The following is an 18,321-nucleotide window of genomic DNA, read 5'->3' as shown; positions in this document are numbered from 1 at the left end:
GGACTCCTTTCTAGAATAAAGCAGATTCTTTATCAATGCGACGGACAATGAAGTTCGTCGTCAACACTAAAATCAAACCGATTACCGATTGATACAAACCGGCGGCTGCCGCCATACTGATGTCACCCGTCGTTGCCAATCCTCTATAAACATAAGTATCTAAGACATTGGTCACATTGTAAATGGTACCTGAATCCCGCGGAACTTGGAAAAAGAGACCAAAATCTGCACGGAAGATATTTCCAACTGCTAAAATGGTTAGAATAATAATGAGGGGTGTCAATTGCGGAAGCGTCACATGACGGATTCGTTGCCATTTGCTTGCTCCGTCTACTGTCGCCGCTTCATAATAGGTTGGGTCAATTCCCATAATGGTCGCATAGTAAATAATACTATTATAGCCCAACCCCTTCCAAATCCCGATGAAGAGAAGAAACGGTGGCCAAAAGGCAGATACATTATACCAACTCTTTCCTTCCATCCCCATGCTGGTCAATACATGGTTGAGCAATCCTCTATCTGGGCTCAAAAAGGCATAGACGAAAAAGGAAATGATAATCCATGATAAAAAGTGGGGAAACAGCATGGTAGTCTGGTAAATTTTCACTAGGCGCTTGGAACGTAATTCACTAAAGATAATCGCAAGTGAGACAGCCGCTATCAGACCTAGGATAATGAAGCCTCCATTATAAAGAATGGTATTTCGTGTAATAATATAGGCATCGCTTGAACTAAATAAAAATCTAAAATTATCCAATCCGACCCATTCACTTGTCTGTAAACTATGGATAAATCCTTCGCCGCTTAACCGATAATTCTTAAAGGCTACAATATTTCCGACAACAGGAATATAGAAAAAAAGTATTAGCCAGATGACTCCTGGCAAAACCATCAGCAGAAATATCCAGTTTTCTTTCAGCGTTTTTCCTAGCTTTTGCATCTGAATCCCCTTTCTTTGTTAACGTTTACATTATTAGTGTACCTCCTTTTCCTCAATAGTATTAACTACTATTTATAGAAAAAGTTCTACAAATTTTTTAAATCCTGTAGAAAATAAATAAAGGTTCCTTCAATATCTATAACGATGAGATTTTTTTCTATAGTTTGTGACTAGCTTTTTCTCCCAAAGATACTATAGTGGATTGAGAAAGGAATAGGACAAGGCAAGGAACTGCGGATAGAACTGGCGTTCATCATGTCCTAACCTTTATTCAATTCACTATAGAATCAAAAATAGAAAGGAGGAAAATCATGTTTCACATCCTCAAACAGCGAAAGCAAAAACTCATCAGTGTTAGCTTGCTAATCATCGCTGGGCAAATCTGCCATGTCTATGCAGCGACCATTAATGCCGAGGCCTTGAACCAGCTGATTGCCCTGCGCTTTAAAGCCTTTCTCGTTCAAGAAATATATCTGATGTTGGTCTGGTGCGGTCTGATTTTCTTTGACTGGCTGACCAAGATTTACCAGATGAAGGTCATTCAGGAACTAGACACCATTATTCGCAAAGACATTAGTAAAAGGCTAGCAGATACGGATTACCAAAGCTACCATCAGCGGTCTGTCAATACCTATCTTTCCTGGCTTAACAATGATATTCACAGCCTGAACAAACAGGCCTTTGAACCTCTCTTTTTGATTATCAAGGGCATCTCTGGCACGATTCTTGCGGTCATCATGCTCTTTCGCTATCACTGGTCCTTGGTGCTGGTCACCTTTATTTCTGTCGCTTGTATGCTCGCCATCCCTAAATTATTCGGCCAAAAAATGCAGGAAGTCAGCCTAAAAACGAGCCAGCAAAACGAGCGTTTTCTCAAGGACAGCGAGACAATTTTAAACGGATTTGACGTCTTTTATTCCCTTTCCTTATTGAAGGAAATCCCCAAACGGATTGTCCAGTCCTCGCTTCTCCTCAAGCAGGTGGTGCTCAAGCAAACCAGTGTAGAAGCAGCTGTTGGAGCGCTTGGTTTTACAGGAAATATCTTCTTTCAGATTGCTTTGACTGTTTTTACAGGCTATCTAGCCATTCAGGGATTTGTCTCAATTGGAACCATTGAAGCAACAGGTGCTCTGACTGGTATTATCTTTACAACCCTCGGTGAGCTGAGTGGGCAATTAGCCTCTGTTCACGGCTGTCAGCCGATCTTCCAGAAATTCCAAGAAACCATTCCAAAACCTGTAACAACTGCCACAAAACCTGTACAAACAACCACAAATGAACAGGAGCCCGTCTTAGTTGCTAAACACTTAGGCTATGCCTACGGCCAACAGAGCCTCTTCCAAGATTTGCAGGTGCGTTTCGAGAAAAATGGTAAATACCTCATTACCGGAGAAAGTGGTAGCGGCAAGTCTACACTTCTAAAAATCCTGATGGGCTTCCTACGAGACTACGCTGGAAGTATAACCTTCCATGGGCAAGAAATCCGCGACCTGCCACCCCACTACCTGGCTCAGCACATTCTCTTCCTCCCACAGGAAGCCTACTTGCTTTCGACAACGATTCGCGAAAATCTCTGCCTCGGGCAGGACTTCTCAGAAGGACAACTCAAAGCTGCCTGCCTTCAAGCTGGCCTGACCCACCTTGAACCCTTTGAAGACTTTCTCAATCGGGAAGTCGGAGACCGTGGACGGTCCTTGTCGGGTGGACAACGCCAACGAATAGCACTAGCCCGTGGCTTATTGCGAGGACAAAAAATAATCCTAATTGACGAAGGAACATCCGCCGTTGATCGCGAAACAGCTATCGCCATCGAAGGAGAACTACTCCAACAAGCCGATTTGACCATTATCATGATTTCCCACACCTCCCATCCCGAACTAGCTCATTACTTCACCAAGGAGCTCGTGTTCCCAGAGGGATTTCAGTAGCAAAAAAGAGCGAAGACAGCGGTGACTACGAATCACGGCTGTCTTTGCTCTTTTATTGACATTCAAACCAGTCCTAGGGTCGGAGTAGGTCTTGATGACTTTGAATTGTTGATTGTCAACTTCAAGGATATTCGTCTGATTTTTATTTGACGGAGATTCTACGACCTGATTTGTCTTATTTTTCCGAGAAAAGTCCAAATTAACACTATAGACATATTTACCTCTATTTAAATAATTTAGCTGTCTATCTGTATATACAAAATCACTCATTGAATTCCCTTCTCTCCATTAGAAAATATAACTCTGACCTGTTGATGCGTTATACCATAATAATTATCTAATATATCTACTACATTTGGATGGGCTACGGCTGAACCATTTCTCTCATCAGTCAAACTATGTCCAAGATGATAGCCTACTTTTTCCTCATCTGAAAATTCTATTTCCACGTAACAAGACCAATCTCCCGGTGGTTTTGCATAAACCGGACTACTCATACGTATTTCCTCAATATCTCTATATGTATTCTTCAACGCCTTTACCAGACTGACTTCATATTCTCGATTGCGTTGTTCTTCTTTTTGCTTTTGGATTTCACCATTCAGACGAAGTGCCATCAATAGCCCTCCTATGACCACAATTAAAATGAGTAATTTCTTTTTCATGCTATGCCCTCCATAAAGTGAAAGTGCTTGATGGCTTATCTACGATATGTTTATACTTTTTGCCTTTTTTTATTTTTCGGTTAACAAACCTGAATTGACACTATAAACATTTTTCCCTTTATTTAAATTATTTAATTGTTCGTCTGTGTAGCTAAAGGTCATTACTGTATTTCCTCCTCACCATTTGAAAAAATGACTTTTACTTTACTTTTCGTACTCCCATAATGATTCGATAAAACTTCAGAGTTTGCATCATTAGTAATTGCAGATTTATTTATTTTCAAATATAGACTATGCCCTAAAAAGTATTCTACAACTTGTCCATCAGAAAAAGTTAATTGAACCGTACAGTTCCAATCTCCTGGCGGAACTGAATAATCAGGGCTACTAAGCTCTATCTCTTCAAGATCCCGATAACTATTCTTCAACGCCTTGACCAAACTAACCTCATATTCCCGATTGCGTTGTTCTTCTTTTTGCTTTTGGATTTCACCAGTCAGGCGAAGTGCCATCAATAAACCTCCTATGACCACAATTAAAATGAGTAATTTCTTTTTCATTCTATGCCTCCTGCAACATTTTACTGAATATCCGCAACCGCTATTTCTAGATGTTCTTGATCAGAATAAACATTCATTCCATCCCTCTTTCTAGCAAGCTAATAATAGCCTCTGACCAACTGGTGCTACTGCCCTCCACATCACCGCGAGAATCCTTGTACAAGATAAACCCTACCGAGTATTCCTCATTACCATTAATGATGATGTCAAACATGACTGCGCCCATAGGATTGTGTTCGACCGTATTCTTATCGACTTCATAAGTCTGAATAATTCCTTCACTAGTAAACGCCTTCGGGTCTTCTTTTTTTAAAACATTTTCAACGGCGACAGCGGCCTCCTTACTCTGAACAAATTCCAGCATCTCTTGTTTTCGTTGTTCTTGTTTACTTACCTGTCCCAAGACTACCATTCCAACGACGACTGCTATACTTGCGACAATACCGAGTAACCATTTCTGCCATGTTTTCATTTCGATTTCCTCATTTCTTTTTTACCTTTCCGCCTGTGCAACCGCTATTGCTAGTTCTAACTGTTCTTGACTAGTAAAACTACTCATACGCCTCCCTCAACAATGTTGCTAACTTTTCAGAAGCGCTACTCGTAGCAATTGATATATCATCTTGATTCGGATATATTATATAGTCAATAAAAAGTTCACCATCTCCATTAACTACTACTTTCACCATTACTGCGCCCATGGGATTATACTTGACCGTATCCGTATCAATTTCATACTTCTGAATGATTCCTTCGGAAGTGAGGGCTTGAGGGTCTCTATTTTTCAGAACAATTTCAATCGCTTCTTTAGCCTCCCTACTCTGAACAAATTCCAGCATCTCTTGTTTTCGTTGTTCTTGTTTACTTACCTGTCCCAAGACTACTATTCCAAGTATGACGGATACGCTTGCGATAATACCGAGTAACCATTTCTGCCATGTTTTCATTTCGATTTCCTCATTTCTTTACTAATAGTGACCTGTTTTCTTCGACCTAATATGACTGTTCAGCAATCCATTTTATCTGTAAATTATTCATTCTAGTCACCTAAGTAGGTAATTCTAATATCTATTTTCTCTTGAACCATGTCACCTTTTTTTCTTTCCAACATAGCAAAGTTTTCTACAGGACTCAAACCTATGTTATATGCTACATCGTCTAATTCTTCAATATGTGAAAATACTAGACCTGTTTGTAATTTTTCGTCATCATTTATCGTAAATTTCAAATAATATGAGCCCGTATTTCTATCTTTCGTAAAACTCGTAAACTGAATAGATGAAATAGTATAATTTTGGATAATCTCATCTACAATTCTATCCTGCTGTTCCTTAGTCAAGTTCTCCTTGTTCATGCCACAGCCTGCTAGTGCACCTATTATACACATGACCAATAAGATAGATGTCACTAATTTCTTCATATTCTCTGCCTTCTCCTTTTAGAAATTGACTGGGCACGCAACTGTCATACTGTAGCCATTATTTTGGGGATGCCATTTGAGTTCATATTCTCGGTGCCCTTGTTTGATGGTCGTTCGCTGGATTATGGTGCTTGAGCCAAAATCTGCAAAGACCAAGATACCAATCATATGCTTTGCTTTCATGCGGCTCCCTTTTCTCTATTATACACTATTTTTCAAGCATTCACGAAAAGCACCAAGGAAGATGAGTAGACTTTCGCTTCAGCATCCACAGTTGGTCCAATGCCGATAGGCGCTAAAAATAGCTTCCGTAAAATGCTCTATGACGTTTGTCACGAGCCTTGAATGAAACTGTCGTTTCCTTTCTAATCAATCATAAAAAGAGACCCGCAGGTCTCTTCAGAACGTAGACAAACTCAAGATCTATTTAAACAAGTTCAAAAAATCTGCTAACTTACCATTCGATTTTCGCGAGCGGAGTGAGCCACATCCGCTACTTTTCGCTGTGGTAAAAGTAGGGAGTGGGACTCAATCGTGATTTCGCAGAAATCGATTATCCTCGCTCCTTTGTTTCTGGGCTCGGGCTAAAATAATCCACTGGATTATTTTAGCCCGCAGGAAGTCGCTACCGTCCGCACCACCTAAGAAAAGTAGCACAAAAGAACTTTTTCTTCAATATAGCTCTCTTTTTTAGGTCGTATAAATGGTTGACGCGGTGGCGATGAGGTGCCATTGATTGGCGGTTGTGGCTGTTGGACTTTTGCCCGCATAGAAGTCCGTAAATGGCAACAGGGCTTCTTCTAATTCTGGCAGGCTAGCGAGTTCACCCTTGGCATAGAGTGTCAGGCGTTCCTTGGCACGGCGCACGCGCTGGAGCAAGCCACCCATGCGAATGTCCACCGTATCAAGGCCAAAGACCTTGTTTTCTCGCAACCATTGGCGGCTGAAACAGTCTATAAATTCGACCAAAGCTGCTTCGAGCTGAACCAAATCTTTTTCAGCATAGGCGAGCAAGCTGGCCGTATCTCCTTTTTCATAGGCCTTTCTGATGTCCTTTGGCAGACAAGTCTTGACAGCGAGTATGCGGTTGAGCAAGGCTTGGGTTTCAAAGAGGTAGGCAAAATTTCCTGCTGTCTGTGCGATAGTTGCTAGCTGACTGGCCGACTGGAGAAAATGCTCCGCATCTTCTGCCAAAATATGCTGATCCAGCAAGGGACAGAGAATATCTTGGTAGAAAACATATCGGTTTGGATTGATTCCACTAAGATGTTCAGGAATATGCGGCAACAAATTCGCCAAATCAATCTGCATGAAGTCCTCAAAGGTCACACCCGTATTCACCACAAAATGATGGGAAACCTTCTCCAAATCATTCCGATAGGCTAACTCTGCCCAGATTTGCAAGGCAGGAAGGATGGAAAATTGAGCGGTTTCGCCCCCATTGTCTCCCCAGCCAGTCACAATCACTTCCTTGACCTGATACCGCTGACAGGCCTGATGCGCCTCCTTGGCAATCAGCTGACTGAAGTGATTATGCGGTGTAAAACCAATCCATTTCCATGCTCCACCTGCAAAGGCAATATCAGAGCTGATGCTTAAATGTCGTTCAAAATTGCGCTCGTATTTCTCGCTGGCATCTTGGTAATAATCCCAGTAAACCAAGGTTACACGATCTTTTAAGCGTTCGAGATAGGCCTGCGTTTCAGGTTGAATCTGTAATTCACCCTCGTAGTTAGCGGTCGCAGACATCAATTTGAAAAACATGTCACTCCACATCTGGCATGTAAAACCGTATTTCTCCGCCACGGTCAAAACCCGATCCAAGTGCTCACACATGATAAGACTGCGCTCTCGTGCACCATGTTTATCATAATAGCGACCAAGCCCGACTAGATAGGCTTCATCCATGCCAATATTCATTCTACGTGTTTTGAGAGCAGACAGGCTCGTGAACATCTGCTCAATTAGTTGGTAAACCTTATCTTCACCAGCTAGCAAAATATCATCTACATCCCGCAGTTCCTGAACTTCTTTGACCTGCCATTTGACAAAAGCACTCAAATGGGCAAGGGTTTGGATACAAGGGACAAATTCCATATCAAAGAGATTGGCATAGGCCTCAATCTCTTTTAATTCCTCAACCGTATACCGTCCTCTAAAGTAGCCAAAGTAGGGTTGCTCCTCAATTTCATAGGTATCTTCCATGTAAAGCTCAAAGGTGGAATACCCCATTAAAGCCAGAAGTTCAATCATCTCCTTACAGGCATCAACTGTTAACACCCCATTGCGCGAGCAATCAGCCATATAAGCCAAGCGCTCATAGGCTGCATCTTCTGTAAGAGAAACTTCATCTCCCTCTTCCAAGGCTGCTGTTAAGAGGCTGAGCCCTCGGTAGAGCCGAAAAGGCTGGTCATAACCGAGACGATACTGGCCTTTTTCTCCTTCAAGGACGATGGAATGCTCTGCACAAGGCGAGATTTCGATCTGACAATCCCCTAGATTCAACCGTTTTTGTATTTGCTCAACTGCCTGCTGTTGCTGGTCTGATAACCCCGTTATAACTACCATTGTTGTTCCTCCTGAAGCCAATTCACCAAGGCTCCATATACATTTGCATCTTCCTGATAATGGCAAGCGACAATCTTTGGCACAATGCTATATTCAGGATACCGATTGACGATTTCTTCAACCTTTTTCTGTACTCCAGCGATAAATTCCTCATTTTGACTGATACTACCACCAATGCTAATCACATCTGGGTCAAGGCTGTACTGGATATTCAAGATGCCCAAGGCCAGATGATGATACATCTGCTCGATACTTTCCAGACAGATTGGATTGCCCAGATGGGCTTCTTGATAGACCTTACGGCCGTCATAACTGACATCACCAGTCTGTTCTCGAACGGTGCGAACTAATTTTCCCGTCGAGGCCAGCGTCGACCAATTGTGAAGTTCTTGGTCTGGCTCACGCAAGGTCATATAGCCAAATTCTCCGCCTAAATTGTGCCGCCCTCGGTGCAACTTCCCATTTAAAATAATGGCTCCGCCAATCCCTGTCCCAATGACAACGCAGGCTAGATTTTGCAAGTGAGGTCGCGACAACAGTTCACTCAAGCCGACACAATTGGCATCATTTTCCAAGGTCACAGGCACCCCATAGGTCGCGAGCTTGTCATACCAAGAAAAGCCATGGATATAAGGAATCGCACTGATTCCCTCGATGACCCCTGTCTCTCGGTTGACCGCCCCTGGCACACTAAAGGCTATTCCCTCATAGTCTGCCTTGGCTAGACAAGCGTCCAGAAAGGCGAGCAGGGCTTCCAAATTCTCTGGTGTCGGACAGGTTTCTTTTTCAAGCACCGCCCCTTCTTTGGTCATTTTGGCAAATTTGACGCTGGTGCCACCAATATCAATACAGGCTATTACCATAATATTCTCCTTATTGTATGATATAAGAGCGTTAAAAATCGACAGAAAATTAGGGAGACTACCGAAGAAATCGTATTTCTAGGGAGGGTCGTCTATTTTCCGAGATTTTAGCTCGCATTCAAATAGGTATAGTCTTTTGAATGAACTTTGATACATCGTCACTTTCGACTTGCCGTACTGCAAGTATAGTGAATTGAATAAAGGTTAGGACATCGTTCAGTCGCTTTGATGAACACCAAGTTCTATCTACAACTCCTTGCCTTGTCCTATTCCTTTCTCAATCCACTATAGTCTTAAGTTCCTTGTCTGAAAGTTCGTTCATTTGACTATAGCAATTCCGTGCGAATTTCTTGTGGGTTCACAAAGTCTGTTTCTACCTGACAAGGCTCTTCCAAGAGATTCAGATACTGGGCTTCGTGTCCCAATGAGACAGGCTCTTGGCTCATATTATAGTAGCGTAGAAGGACCTGTTGACTAGCTGTTTTCTGTTTCAAAGCAGCTGGGCAAATCTGTTCTTCCTGCAAGGCTTTATGCTCCAAAGCATGACCAGTCGCTGCAACTGTTCCTGTTTGGACAGGTACTTGAAGAGTGGTCAAAGGTGTCTGGAAAGCCTTCGCCCGTCTGAAAGCCGCAAAGCGTTCTTCTGGACGGTGGCATTCCAGCGCATATTCCACTTCAAACGTCCGTAGACATTGAGCATCTGGTGTTGGGAAATAGCCCCAATCGCCCAATTCCCCTACCGCGCGTAAAATGGTCAAGGCAAGGGTCTTATCATCTAACACTTCATACTCATAGAGCCCTTTATTTGCGACCGTCACTCCTTTTTCATCGTCTGTCAGACTGACAAAGGCCTGTTGGCGTTGGGTATTTTCTGGATTTTCCCAAGCTGCTGATGGCTGATTGGAGCGCTCCACCACTTCAAAAATACTCTCCGCCTCATGGCTTTGTCCCGCATGATGCGCCTGGAAGAGCACGCGAATGCGGTGGTCTTTTGCAGTATTGGTAAAGCGTGTCTTAAAGCGAATCTGAGGGTCGAAAGCAAGGACACATACATCTGTTGTAAGCTCTATCCTTGTCCTGTCCTGCGAACGACCAGCGGTCCGTTTCATGTATTCGACCAATCCTTCTTGTTCCCTTTCTAACTGCTCATCTGCACTAACGGGAATTGTCAAGGCATGGGTCAAACGCAAGCGAGCGGTCTGGCTGGTATTTTCCACTACCGCTACATTGACCAATTCAGCATAGATTGGTTGAGTGTTGAGCGGTTGGAAATAGAGGTATTCATTGCCAATATCACCGCGGTCTTCAAACTGGATAAAGTCTTCATAGACCTGACCTGTCCGCTTATCATGGAGCGTCAAGCCATACTCTTCCACACACAGCTTGAGATACTCTGTCTCAATCTGTCCATCTTGATAGAGCCCTGTTTCGTGAGCTTGCTCGCCTTCAACCAACTGGAAGGTCTGCCAAGAAACAGCCTCGAGGTCAACAGGTATGGTCACTTTGATTTGACGCGCGATATAGGCCTTCCGAAAGGCATCGTTTGGTAACTGGTAGTTGAAATGTGCCCCTAAATCTTCAATGATGGCAGGAATAGACTGTCCATCCAAATCCTGCACACAAAAGTTGGGGAGCACCAAGTCTGACATCCGCTGAAAAGCCATCGTTGGAGCAGCTTCTTTGAAATCGCATGTGGCAACTTCTAGCACGACAGTCGCCTGATCTCGTTTACGGTGCAAGCCAGTATTCACCACGGTAAAGAGGTATTCGCCACTTGCTTGCTCGGTATCGAGCTGGTCTTTCCAAGCGTTGAGGGCATTGGTCTTGACAAAGGCTGCCACCGACTTGGCTTTTTCAAACCGCACTTCCATTTCGCGGTGAACCTCATCTACACTACAGCCGCAGATGCTATCATGCGGAGCATTTTGCAGCAAGGTTTTCCAAGCGTAGGTCAATTGGTCTTGGTAGTGGTCGCCCTTGGTCAAGACGAGCAGAGGCTCCACCACCTGCTCTAAGAGATTGCTGGTCTCCACATAGGCCTGTTTCAAGTAAATCCGTGCAGAAGCTGTATTGGCCAAGGTATACCAACCGTCTGTCTCCTGACTGGTCAGTTCACCTGTCACCTGCGACAAGTTGGCAGGAAGATGTTCCTTGACGGCTGCCACGTACTCATCAAAACTACTGTGGACAAAGGTGATTTCTGGGTACAATTCATTGGCGACTCGAATGGCCTCACTCAGATTTTTCTGCACAGGCTGATGATCACAACCATTCATCATGAGCCATTGATTGGTCGCTGCATAGCGCTCTACATCTGCTAATTTTTGTTCCCAAAAGGCTGCTGCTTCCGCCTTATCAACTGGAATCTCATTTCCATTGCTGTACCAGTTCGCAAAAAGAATGCCTAAGACTTCACTGCCATCTGCCCCCTGCCACACCATTTCGGAAAATTGAGAGGTAAATTGCTGGTCTGCTAGCACCTGATTGTCAAAGCCAATCGGCTTCACACCACGGCCAAAGGCTGCCACATCTAGCCCTGTTTGCTTGAGCAATTGGGGCGCCTGCCCCATATTCCCAAAGGTATCTGGGAAATAACCAATCGCAGTTGATTTGCCCCATTTTTGACATTCTTGGTGACCGATGAGACTATTGCGGACATTGGACTCACTACTGATGAGGTAATCATCTTGCAGGATATAGAAAGGCCCAATCTTTAACTTGCCTTGGTCAATGTAAGACTGTACTTTCGCTCGATTTTCAGGACGAATGGCCAAATAATCATCGAGCACAATGGTCTGACCGTCCAGATGGAAGCTCTTAAATTCTGGGTCATGTTCAAATAGGTCAAACAAATCATCAAACAGCTCAACCAGCTGCATTCGATGCCCCTCAAAGGACTGGTACCATTCGCGGTCCCAGTGACTATGGGAAATAATATGGACAACAACGTTTTCCACTCTACACCTCCACTCTCATTCCATAATAATCAAGCACTAGTTCACAAAACATCATATTGGCCCATGAGAACCATTCGCGTGAGAACTTGGTCGGATCATCCACATGGAAACTTTCGTGCATGACACCTGTCCCACCGTCACAAGCCACCAACAAGTCCAAAATCCGCTCTTTTTCTGCCTGATCCTTGGTCGTCAAGCCCTCGATACAGAGCGCAATCGGCCAGATATAGCGGTAAAATGTATGGGAACTTCCCAAACCTTTGGCATATTCTCCCTCGTAATAATAAGGGTTTTCCGTGCTTAAAATCGTCCGGCGTGTCGCTTGATAGACCTCATCGTCCATCTCACAATAGCCTAGGTAAGGAGCCGCAAGGAGGCTCGGCACATTTGGATCGTCCATAATGCTGGCATTGCCCAAACCATCGACTTCAAAGGCATAGATGGTTTCCCCCGCCTGATTTTTAGTTCGTCCGTAGGTTTCGATTCCCTCTTTGATTTCTGCCTGCAATTCTCTTGCCTGTGGCACAATCTCATCGCTATCAGACAGCTGCAACTCTTCAAAGATTTCTACGACATAGCCCAAGACAACCGTCGCAAACATATTAGACGGAACAAGGTAGCTATACTCACAGGCGTCATCGCTCGGCCGAAAACCAGACCAGGTCATTCCCGTAAAACCAAAGGCTGGTCCAGCCCCGTCATTCACCAGGGTATCTTCCTGACGGTCTCCTTCTCGAACAAACGAATACTGGGAACGGCTATGGTCCTGTTCCAATTTCCAAAGCTGGATAATTTCTTTCGTAGCTGCGATGAACTCCTCATCAAAGTGACTTGTTTCCCCCGTCACCTTCCACAAGAGATAGGCCAACTGCAACGGATAGCAGAGCGAATCCACTTCATATTTCCGCTCCCAGATCCAGCCGGTCAAATCCGTCTGATCCGTCTCGTGATGCCCTTTCCAATTTTCTTCCATGTTAAAAGCGTTGGCATACGGATCGTGCAAAATAAAACGAAGCTGGCGTCTCAACACTCCTAAAATGGTCTTGCGCAGGCGGTCATCGGTCTTAGCCAAAAACAAATAAGGCTTAATCTGAGCAGTCGAATCGCGCAACCACATGGCAGGAATATCTCCCGTCAAGACAAAGGCTGTATCGTCATCTAACTGTTTCACCGTATTGTCCAGCGTATCTGTATAGCAACGCTCAAAGACCTGCACCCATTCTGGATGATCTTTTGCCTTTTCTGCAATCGCTTGCAACCATTGATTGACTAGTTCTTTTGAATACATATTGTCTCCTTTACTTAGACTATTTCTCAGTTTCTAGTATAAAACAAAGCACGATAAAAATCCTACACAAACTATAGTCCTTTCGATAATATCTTTTCCACTTGTCCCTATGGAAAAAAATCATGATATAATCATGTTAGAAAACACTTTCACGGAGAGATAATACATGAAAACAATCCTCGAACACATCGACACCCGCTACGGCTCTGAAAACTGCCACGCCTACTCAAACGGCAACACTCTGCCCTACACAGGCCTACCATTTGGCATGAATTATTTTGTTCCCCAAACGACCGATAATCAGGGGTCCTGGTTCTTCAATCCGACCATTCCGATTTTTCAAGGCATACGGCTGACCCACCAAGCAAGTCCATGGATTGGTGATTATGCTTGGCTGCTATTGACCCCTGTTACAGGAAAGATGACACAAGCCAGCCTCTTTCACCGCCAGAGCAGTTACCGACCAAAAGAGGCCACCTTCCATCCGCACCACTTGGCCATTCACTCCGAGCGCTACCAAATCACGACTGAGCTGACACCTACGACCTATGGTGCCTGCCTGAAGCTCCAAAGTCTCAGGCAACAAGACTTGGCCCTTTTTCTCCATAGCGAAAAAGGCTGTACATTTGAACAAATCGACAGCCACTCCCTACGAGGTTGCGTACAGGATGTCACCGAAACTACCCACAAACCTATTACACTCTATGTTCATCTGCGCTTTGACACAGCGATTACAGCCGTGAGCCAACTGGAGCAGGATACCCTCATTGAACTGGCTGCACCACAGGCAGAAGTACAGATTGGAACGTCCTACATTTCCCACGAGCAGGCCTTATTCAATACACCAGACCGTCCTTTTGAGGACTGCAAAATCCAAGCCAAGGAAAGCTGGCTCCGGTACCTCCATCGCTTTGAAATTGTCGATGACGGAGGCTACGATACCCGCATGTTTCACCATGCCCTCTATCGAACTTTCCTCTTCCCACAGACCTTCTATGAACTAGACCCTCAAGGGCAGGAAATCCACCTTGACCTTGCTTCTAACCAAGTCCGCCCCGGGAAATTCTTTACCAACAATGGTTTTTGGGATACCTTCCGCACCTCCTTTCCTCTCTTTGCCCTCGTAGCACCCGAGCAATACACTGCTTTTTTAGAAGGATTCTTGCATTTCTATCAGGAAACTGGCTACCTGCCAAAATGGCTGGCGCCTGACGAACGAGGGATGATGCCCGGTACCCTAATCGATGGGGTTATTGCCGATGCCTGCACCAAAGAGATTGCTCCAGAGCTTCACGAACAACTCTTTCAGGCCATGCTTGATACGGCTGAAAAGACCGATCCGAAAAATATCTTTGGACGTCATGGAGCCGATACTTACAAAGAACTTGGCTACCTCCCCTATACCCAATTTCATGAAAGTGTCAGCCATACCATTGACTACACCTACAGCGACTTTTGTATTGCGACTGTCGCCAAAAAACTCGGACACGATTCCATCGCTGAAGAATACCAGCAACAGTCCAAAAACTACCTACACCTTTTTGACCTTGATACGGGCTATCTCCGAGCCAAAGATGAGCAGGGCAACTGGCGTCCAAACTTTTCACCCTATAGCTGGGGACAGGACTATGCCGAATGTTCCAGTATCCAAGCGACTTTGGGAATTCTCCACGATATAGATGGGCTAAGGCAAGCCATGGGAGGAGAGCAAGCCTTCACCGACTATCTCCTTCACGTCTGCAACAGCAAGCCCCTCTTTGAGGTCACGGGTTATGGCTACGAAATCCACGAGATGAGCGAGATGGCGACCCAAAACTTCGGCCAGCTTGCCATTTCCAACCAACCGAGCTTCCACATCCCCTACCTCTTCCAAAAAAGTCTGCGCCCAGAATACACTAGCCTCCTGATCAAAAGCATTCGCCAAGAAAGTTTCCAACCGGGCTTTGAGGCCTATCCGGGTGACGAAGACAATGGCAGTATGTCTGCCTGGTACCTTTTTAGCTGCCTAGGCTTTTACCCACTCTGCCCCGGTAAGGACGAATATGTCTGCGGCGTCCCCCTCTTTCCAAAGTTCAAGATTTATCTTCCCACAAATGACAAATGGCTCACGATTACAAGCCACGATAACCACCCTCATTTCAACTTTGTCAAGAGCATTGCCCTTGATGGCAAGCCCGCAACCAGCCTTTCTCACCACGAGCTCCTTACCAGCAGTCAACTCGACTTTAGCCTTTCTTGGTTACCAGTATCCTAGCAAAGCAAAAATCCCAGCCACACGACTGGGATTTTTATAGTGGGTTGAGAAAGGCAAGGAGCTGCAGATAGAACTGGCCTTAATCAAAACGACTGAACGATGTCCTAACCTTTATTTAATTCACTATCTAATGTATCATTTTCGTTTTCACTCCACGGTTCTCACTACTCCTCAACTCGATAGTAGAACTGGCCTTGTTCAGCAAAGGTATTGATTCCAACACCTGTCCAGATACGGTCCTTGCTAGTGTCAGATGTATCGGTGAACTGGTCATTGCTTTGAATCGTGATACCTGCGGGGATAAATTCAAGCAAGAAACCACCTGTATCCCCACCATAGACACCGCCAGAAGCTGTCCCATAATCTGTCGCAGACAGACCATAACTCGTATAAACATCTGAAACCAAGCCGTGTTCATCAAAGGTCAATTGGTTCCCTGCTGCGTCCTGCCAGCTTCCTTTTACACTAGCATAATGACCATCAACCAGCTCTGACACCTGCATTTGACTTACTCCAAGGTTCGTGGACGATGCTGAAGGTTCTACACTACTAGAGGAAGTATCACTTGCGCTCATCGTGGAAGTGGACGCATCCATTGTAGCTGGAGTCGTAGAACTACTACTTGCACCTGCTGACTTGCCTGTTGACAGCGAACAAGCGGTTAACAGAGACACACTCACTACCGCCATCAGAGATAGGCTTTTCATCCAACTATTTGTGTTCATGAAAACACTCCTTTCGCATTGCTTTCCTACCCCTATTATATCCTTTTTCCCAAAATAGAAAAAGACTTTGCGCTTATCCCCTCTAAACATACCCTGATACAGCAAAAAAACGAAGAACGACCTTCGTTTATTTCAATAATAAAATACTCAAGAGCGCTAAAATCGCTGGTCCACCTTGTTTCAAGAGAATCGATTTGTTAGAGGTTGCTGCACCATAAACCGCTGCGCCAATCACATACAAGACGAAAATCGTCACAATTTCCAAGTTATGAGAAATGAAAATCCCATAGAGAAGAAAGACTGCTAATAATCCATTGTAAATCCCTTGGTTTTTAAAGAGAACTGTAACAGATGGGCGCGCCAACTCGTCTTGAGCCATATGAAAAGTCTGACTGGTCTTGGCTGATGTCGTTGCAATCGTCTCAAGATAAAAAATGTAGAGGTGTTCGAGAGCAACAATGGTTGCTAAAATCGTAGTAATGAGTGACATAGTTTCCTTCTTTCTAATCTTTGTCAATCGTAATCGTTTCTAAGCCTGTTACTAGCTTGTCCAACAAGTTTTGAAACGTATGCGTTTCCTCATCCGTTAAAATCTGCTCTATCTGCGCTTTTACAGCCAAATGATGGCGCGGAGGAGACGTGACGAGCTGTTTTTTTGCAAACTCTGTCACATCCACCAGAATCTCCCTTTGATTTTGCGGATTGCGGGTCCTGGTCACATAGCCACTTTCCTCCAAAATCTTAAAATGACGAGTCAGAGCAGCCTGATCAATTTTCAACACTTCCTGCAGTCGAATCTGGCTACAAGGAGCTGATTCCAATAAAAACTGCAAGAGTTCATATCGTGTCAGACTGATTCCCAAACGCTTTTCAAACAACTGGGTAATCGCCTGATCCGTTACGTGGAGTTGATACAGTAGGTCGTTTATTGCTAGCATGACATTTCCTTTTATGATTGACTTATCAATTATTGACTAGTCAATTTTAATCTAAACAAAAGAAAAAATCAAGACTTATGCTTGAAATTTTCATCATTTTTCAAAAAACTTACAAAGTTACTTTTCAATGCTTCTGGACGAACGGTTGGCATAATGCGTCCAATCAATTCCCCGAGCCGAACACCAGGCTTGGACTGCTGGCGCTAGGACAAGGTCCGTTTGACGTAAATCAGCTACATTTCGAGCGCCTAGCAAGGTCATAATCGAAGCAATACTCTCGCAAAATACCTGCACTTCTTCAACAGCCTGTTCAACGGAATTTTTCTCCTTGACTAGTTGCAAAAAGCGGTTGGACAAGCCTACTGCTTCTGCCCCCACTGCCAGTAATTTGACGATATCTAAGGGATTCTTAACACCGCCTGAAGCAATGATTTGCGGACGACTAGCTGCAGGTAAACTTATGGCTTCTACCATGGAGATCATAGTCGATTGCCCCCAACCATGTAGATAGTCATAGCGACTTCTTGTCCGACGAGCATTCTCAATTTTCGCAAAGTCCGTCCCGCCTACTCCAGAAATATCAACCGTTTCAACACCAATAGAGGCTAATTGAGCCACCGTTTCACGGCTCATTCCAAAGCCGACTTCTTTCACAATGACTGGTACCTCAAGCGCAGCAACAATCTGCTCTATATTCTTCAACCACATTGAAAAATCACGGTCTCCCTCAGGCATAACGATTTCTTGAGGGGCATTCAAGTGGATTTGTAGACCGTCTGCTTCTAGTAAATCTACAGCCCGCTTGGCATTGTCCACACCATGATGAGCTCCTAGGTTTGCAAAGATAATCCCATGAGGATTTTCTTTACGCATAATGGAAAAAGTATCTGCCACACTTGGATCTGTTAAGGCTGCACTCACCGAACCCGTCGCCAAAGGAACCTTGGTTTCATGGCCTAGAATCCCTAATAGTTGATTGATTTTCCCTGTTTTTTCACTCCCACCTGTCATCGCATTGACAAAAAAGGGCATGGCAAACTCTAGGCCTGCTACAGAAGTTTTTAAACAAACATCGGCCACTTTCATCTCTGGTAATGAATGATGGACAAAGCGTGTCTGTTCCATATCGCTTGCTGATGCCATTGTAAATTGCTGATTGGCCAAGGCCACATGCTGATCTTTGCGATTTGGAGCAACAAGTTCATTTTCCAACAT

At 44.4% G+C, this 18,321-nt stretch carries 18 protein-coding genes; 3 read left to right on the top strand and 15 right to left on the bottom strand.

What is annotated here, in order from left to right; all coding sequences use genetic code 11:
* Nucleotides 1–10: 10 nt before the first annotated feature.
* Nucleotides 11–940 carry an ABC transporter permease gene (locus BU202_RS06610; RefSeq protein ID WP_075105006.1) on the bottom strand — a complete coding sequence of 310 codons (930 nt, stop codon included), beginning with the start codon at nt 938–940 and terminating at the stop codon, nt 11–13.
* Nucleotides 941–1,251: 311 nt separating this feature from the next.
* Between BU202_RS06610 and BU202_RS06605 the strand changes: the two genes are divergently transcribed.
* Nucleotides 1,252–2,868: an ATP-binding cassette domain-containing protein gene (locus BU202_RS06605; RefSeq protein ID WP_075105005.1), complete on the top strand. Its 1,617-nt coding sequence runs from the start codon at nt 1,252–1,254 to the stop codon at nt 2,866–2,868.
* Between the two features lie 21 nt (nt 2,869–2,889).
* Nucleotides 2,890–3,018, top strand: coding sequence for a hypothetical protein (locus tag BU202_RS10695; RefSeq protein WP_279626017.1), 129 nt, complete (start codon nt 2,890–2,892; stop codon nt 3,016–3,018).
* A 116-nt stretch (nt 3,019–3,134) separates the two neighbouring features.
* On the opposite strand, the gene BU202_RS06595 is transcribed toward BU202_RS10695, so the two are convergent.
* The 10 genes from BU202_RS06595 to BU202_RS06555 all read right to left on the bottom strand — a co-directional run bounded on the left by BU202_RS06595 (nt 3,135) and on the right by BU202_RS06555 (nt 13,189).
* Entirely contained in the window at nt 3,135–3,533 is a 399-nt protein-coding gene (locus BU202_RS06595) for a hypothetical protein (RefSeq protein ID WP_075105003.1), read from the bottom strand.
* Between the two features lie 161 nt (nt 3,534–3,694).
* A complete protein-coding gene (locus BU202_RS06590; protein ID WP_075105002.1) occupies nt 3,695–4,093 on the bottom strand; it encodes a hypothetical protein in 399 nt (132 codons plus the stop codon).
* A gap of 73 nt (nt 4,094–4,166) precedes the next feature.
* On the bottom strand, nt 4,167–4,565 hold the full coding sequence (locus BU202_RS06585; RefSeq protein WP_075105001.1) for a DUF1310 family protein: 399 nt from the start codon (nt 4,563–4,565) through the stop codon (nt 4,167–4,169).
* Nucleotides 4,566–4,644: 79 nt separating this feature from the next.
* Nucleotides 4,645–5,040 carry a DUF1310 family protein gene (locus BU202_RS06580; protein WP_075105000.1) on the bottom strand — a complete coding sequence of 132 codons (396 nt, stop codon included), beginning with the start codon at nt 5,038–5,040 and terminating at the stop codon, nt 4,645–4,647.
* A gap of 92 nt (nt 5,041–5,132) precedes the next feature.
* The gene (locus tag BU202_RS06575) at nt 5,133–5,513 is read right to left on the bottom strand and encodes a hypothetical protein (protein WP_083605767.1); all 381 of its coding nucleotides are present in this window, start codon (nt 5,511–5,513) and stop codon (nt 5,133–5,135) included.
* Nucleotides 5,514–5,531: 18 nt separating this feature from the next.
* On the bottom strand, nt 5,532–5,696 hold the full coding sequence (locus BU202_RS10555; protein ID WP_167364747.1) for a hypothetical protein: 165 nt from the start codon (nt 5,694–5,696) through the stop codon (nt 5,532–5,534).
* A gap of 507 nt (nt 5,697–6,203) precedes the next feature.
* Nucleotides 6,204–8,081, bottom strand: coding sequence for a beta-N-acetylhexosaminidase (locus BU202_RS06570; protein WP_075104999.1), 1,878 nt, complete (start codon nt 8,079–8,081; stop codon nt 6,204–6,206).
* Nucleotides 8,075–8,944: an ROK family protein gene (locus BU202_RS06565; protein WP_075104998.1), complete on the bottom strand. Its 870-nt coding sequence runs from the start codon at nt 8,942–8,944 to the stop codon at nt 8,075–8,077. Before BU202_RS06565 ends, BU202_RS06570 begins: the two co-directional genes overlap by 7 nt.
* 326 nt (nt 8,945–9,270) lie before the next feature.
* Nucleotides 9,271–11,901, bottom strand: a complete 2,631-nt coding sequence (locus tag BU202_RS06560; protein WP_075104997.1) for an alpha-mannosidase — start codon at nt 11,899–11,901, stop codon at nt 9,271–9,273.
* A 1-nt stretch (nt 11,902) separates the two neighbouring features.
* Nucleotides 11,903–13,189: a glycoside hydrolase family 125 protein gene (locus BU202_RS06555; protein ID WP_075104996.1), complete on the bottom strand. Its 1,287-nt coding sequence runs from the start codon at nt 13,187–13,189 to the stop codon at nt 11,903–11,905.
* 166 nt (nt 13,190–13,355) lie between these two features.
* Between BU202_RS06555 and BU202_RS06550 the strand changes: the two genes are divergently transcribed.
* Entirely contained in the window at nt 13,356–15,443 is a 2,088-nt protein-coding gene (locus tag BU202_RS06550) for a GH92 family glycosyl hydrolase (RefSeq protein ID WP_075104995.1), read from the top strand.
* 164 nt (nt 15,444–15,607) lie between these two features.
* Here BU202_RS06550 and BU202_RS06545 read toward each other — a convergent pair whose 3' ends face one another.
* The 4 genes from BU202_RS06545 to fni all read right to left on the bottom strand — a co-directional run bounded on the left by BU202_RS06545 (nt 15,608) and on the right by fni (nt 18,321).
* Nucleotides 15,608–16,168: a DUF6287 domain-containing protein gene (locus BU202_RS06545; protein ID WP_089503453.1), complete on the bottom strand. Its 561-nt coding sequence runs from the start codon at nt 16,166–16,168 to the stop codon at nt 15,608–15,610.
* 127 nt (nt 16,169–16,295) lie between these two features.
* Nucleotides 16,296–16,658 carry a DUF1304 domain-containing protein gene (locus BU202_RS06540; RefSeq protein WP_075104994.1) on the bottom strand — a complete coding sequence of 121 codons (363 nt, stop codon included), beginning with the start codon at nt 16,656–16,658 and terminating at the stop codon, nt 16,296–16,298.
* Between the two features lie 13 nt (nt 16,659–16,671).
* Nucleotides 16,672–17,106, bottom strand: coding sequence for a MarR family winged helix-turn-helix transcriptional regulator (locus BU202_RS06535; RefSeq protein WP_075104993.1), 435 nt, complete (start codon nt 17,104–17,106; stop codon nt 16,672–16,674).
* A gap of 117 nt (nt 17,107–17,223) precedes the next feature.
* Nucleotides 17,224–18,321 (bottom strand): type 2 isopentenyl-diphosphate Delta-isomerase, encoded by a 1,098-nt coding sequence (gene fni, locus BU202_RS06530; RefSeq protein WP_075104992.1) that lies wholly within the window; start codon nt 18,319–18,321, stop codon nt 17,224–17,226.

This window comes from Streptococcus cuniculi (assembly GCF_001921845.1).
Classification (GTDB): domain Bacteria; phylum Bacillota; class Bacilli; order Lactobacillales; family Streptococcaceae; genus Streptococcus; species Streptococcus cuniculi.
This window is presented reverse-complemented; position numbering and strand designations above follow the sequence as displayed.

Coding starts and splice junctions, on each gene's coding strand:
- BU202_RS06610 (WP_075105006.1), bottom strand. CDS start 940: ATGCAAAAGCTAGGAAAAACGCTGAAAGAAAACTGGATATTTCTGCTG.
- BU202_RS06605 (WP_075105005.1), top strand. CDS start 1,252: ATGTTTCACATCCTCAAACAGCGAAAGCAAAAACTCATCAGTGTTAGC.
- BU202_RS06595 (WP_075105003.1), bottom strand. CDS start 3,533: ATGAAAAAGAAATTACTCATTTTAATTGTGGTCATAGGAGGGCTATTG.
- BU202_RS06590 (WP_075105002.1), bottom strand. CDS start 4,093: ATGAAAAAGAAATTACTCATTTTAATTGTGGTCATAGGAGGTTTATTG.
- BU202_RS06585 (WP_075105001.1), bottom strand. CDS start 4,565: ATGAAAACATGGCAGAAATGGTTACTCGGTATTGTCGCAAGTATAGCA.
- BU202_RS06580 (WP_075105000.1), bottom strand. CDS start 5,040: ATGAAAACATGGCAGAAATGGTTACTCGGTATTATCGCAAGCGTATCC.
- BU202_RS06575 (WP_083605767.1), bottom strand. CDS start 5,513: ATGAAGAAATTAGTGACATCTATCTTATTGGTCATGTGTATAATAGGT.
- BU202_RS10555 (WP_167364747.1), bottom strand. CDS start 5,696: ATGAAAGCAAAGCATATGATTGGTATCTTGGTCTTTGCAGATTTTGGC.
- BU202_RS06570 (WP_075104999.1), bottom strand. CDS start 8,081: ATGGTAGTTATAACGGGGTTATCAGACCAGCAACAGCAGGCAGTTGAG.
- BU202_RS06565 (WP_075104998.1), bottom strand. CDS start 8,944: ATGGTAATAGCCTGTATTGATATTGGTGGCACCAGCGTCAAATTTGCC.
- BU202_RS06555 (WP_075104996.1), bottom strand. CDS start 13,189: ATGTATTCAAAAGAACTAGTCAATCAATGGTTGCAAGCGATTGCAGAA.
- BU202_RS06550 (WP_075104995.1), top strand. CDS start 13,356: ATGAAAACAATCCTCGAACACATCGACACCCGCTACGGCTCTGAAAAC.
- BU202_RS06545 (WP_089503453.1), bottom strand. CDS start 16,168: ATGAACACAAATAGTTGGATGAAAAGCCTATCTCTGATGGCGGTAGTG.
- BU202_RS06540 (WP_075104994.1), bottom strand. CDS start 16,658: ATGTCACTCATTACTACGATTTTAGCAACCATTGTTGCTCTCGAACAC.
- BU202_RS06535 (WP_075104993.1), bottom strand. CDS start 17,106: ATGCTAGCAATAAACGACCTACTGTATCAACTCCACGTAACGGATCAG.
- fni (WP_075104992.1), bottom strand. CDS start 18,321: ATGTTGGAAAATGAACTTGTTGCTCCAAATCGCAAAGATCAGCATGTG.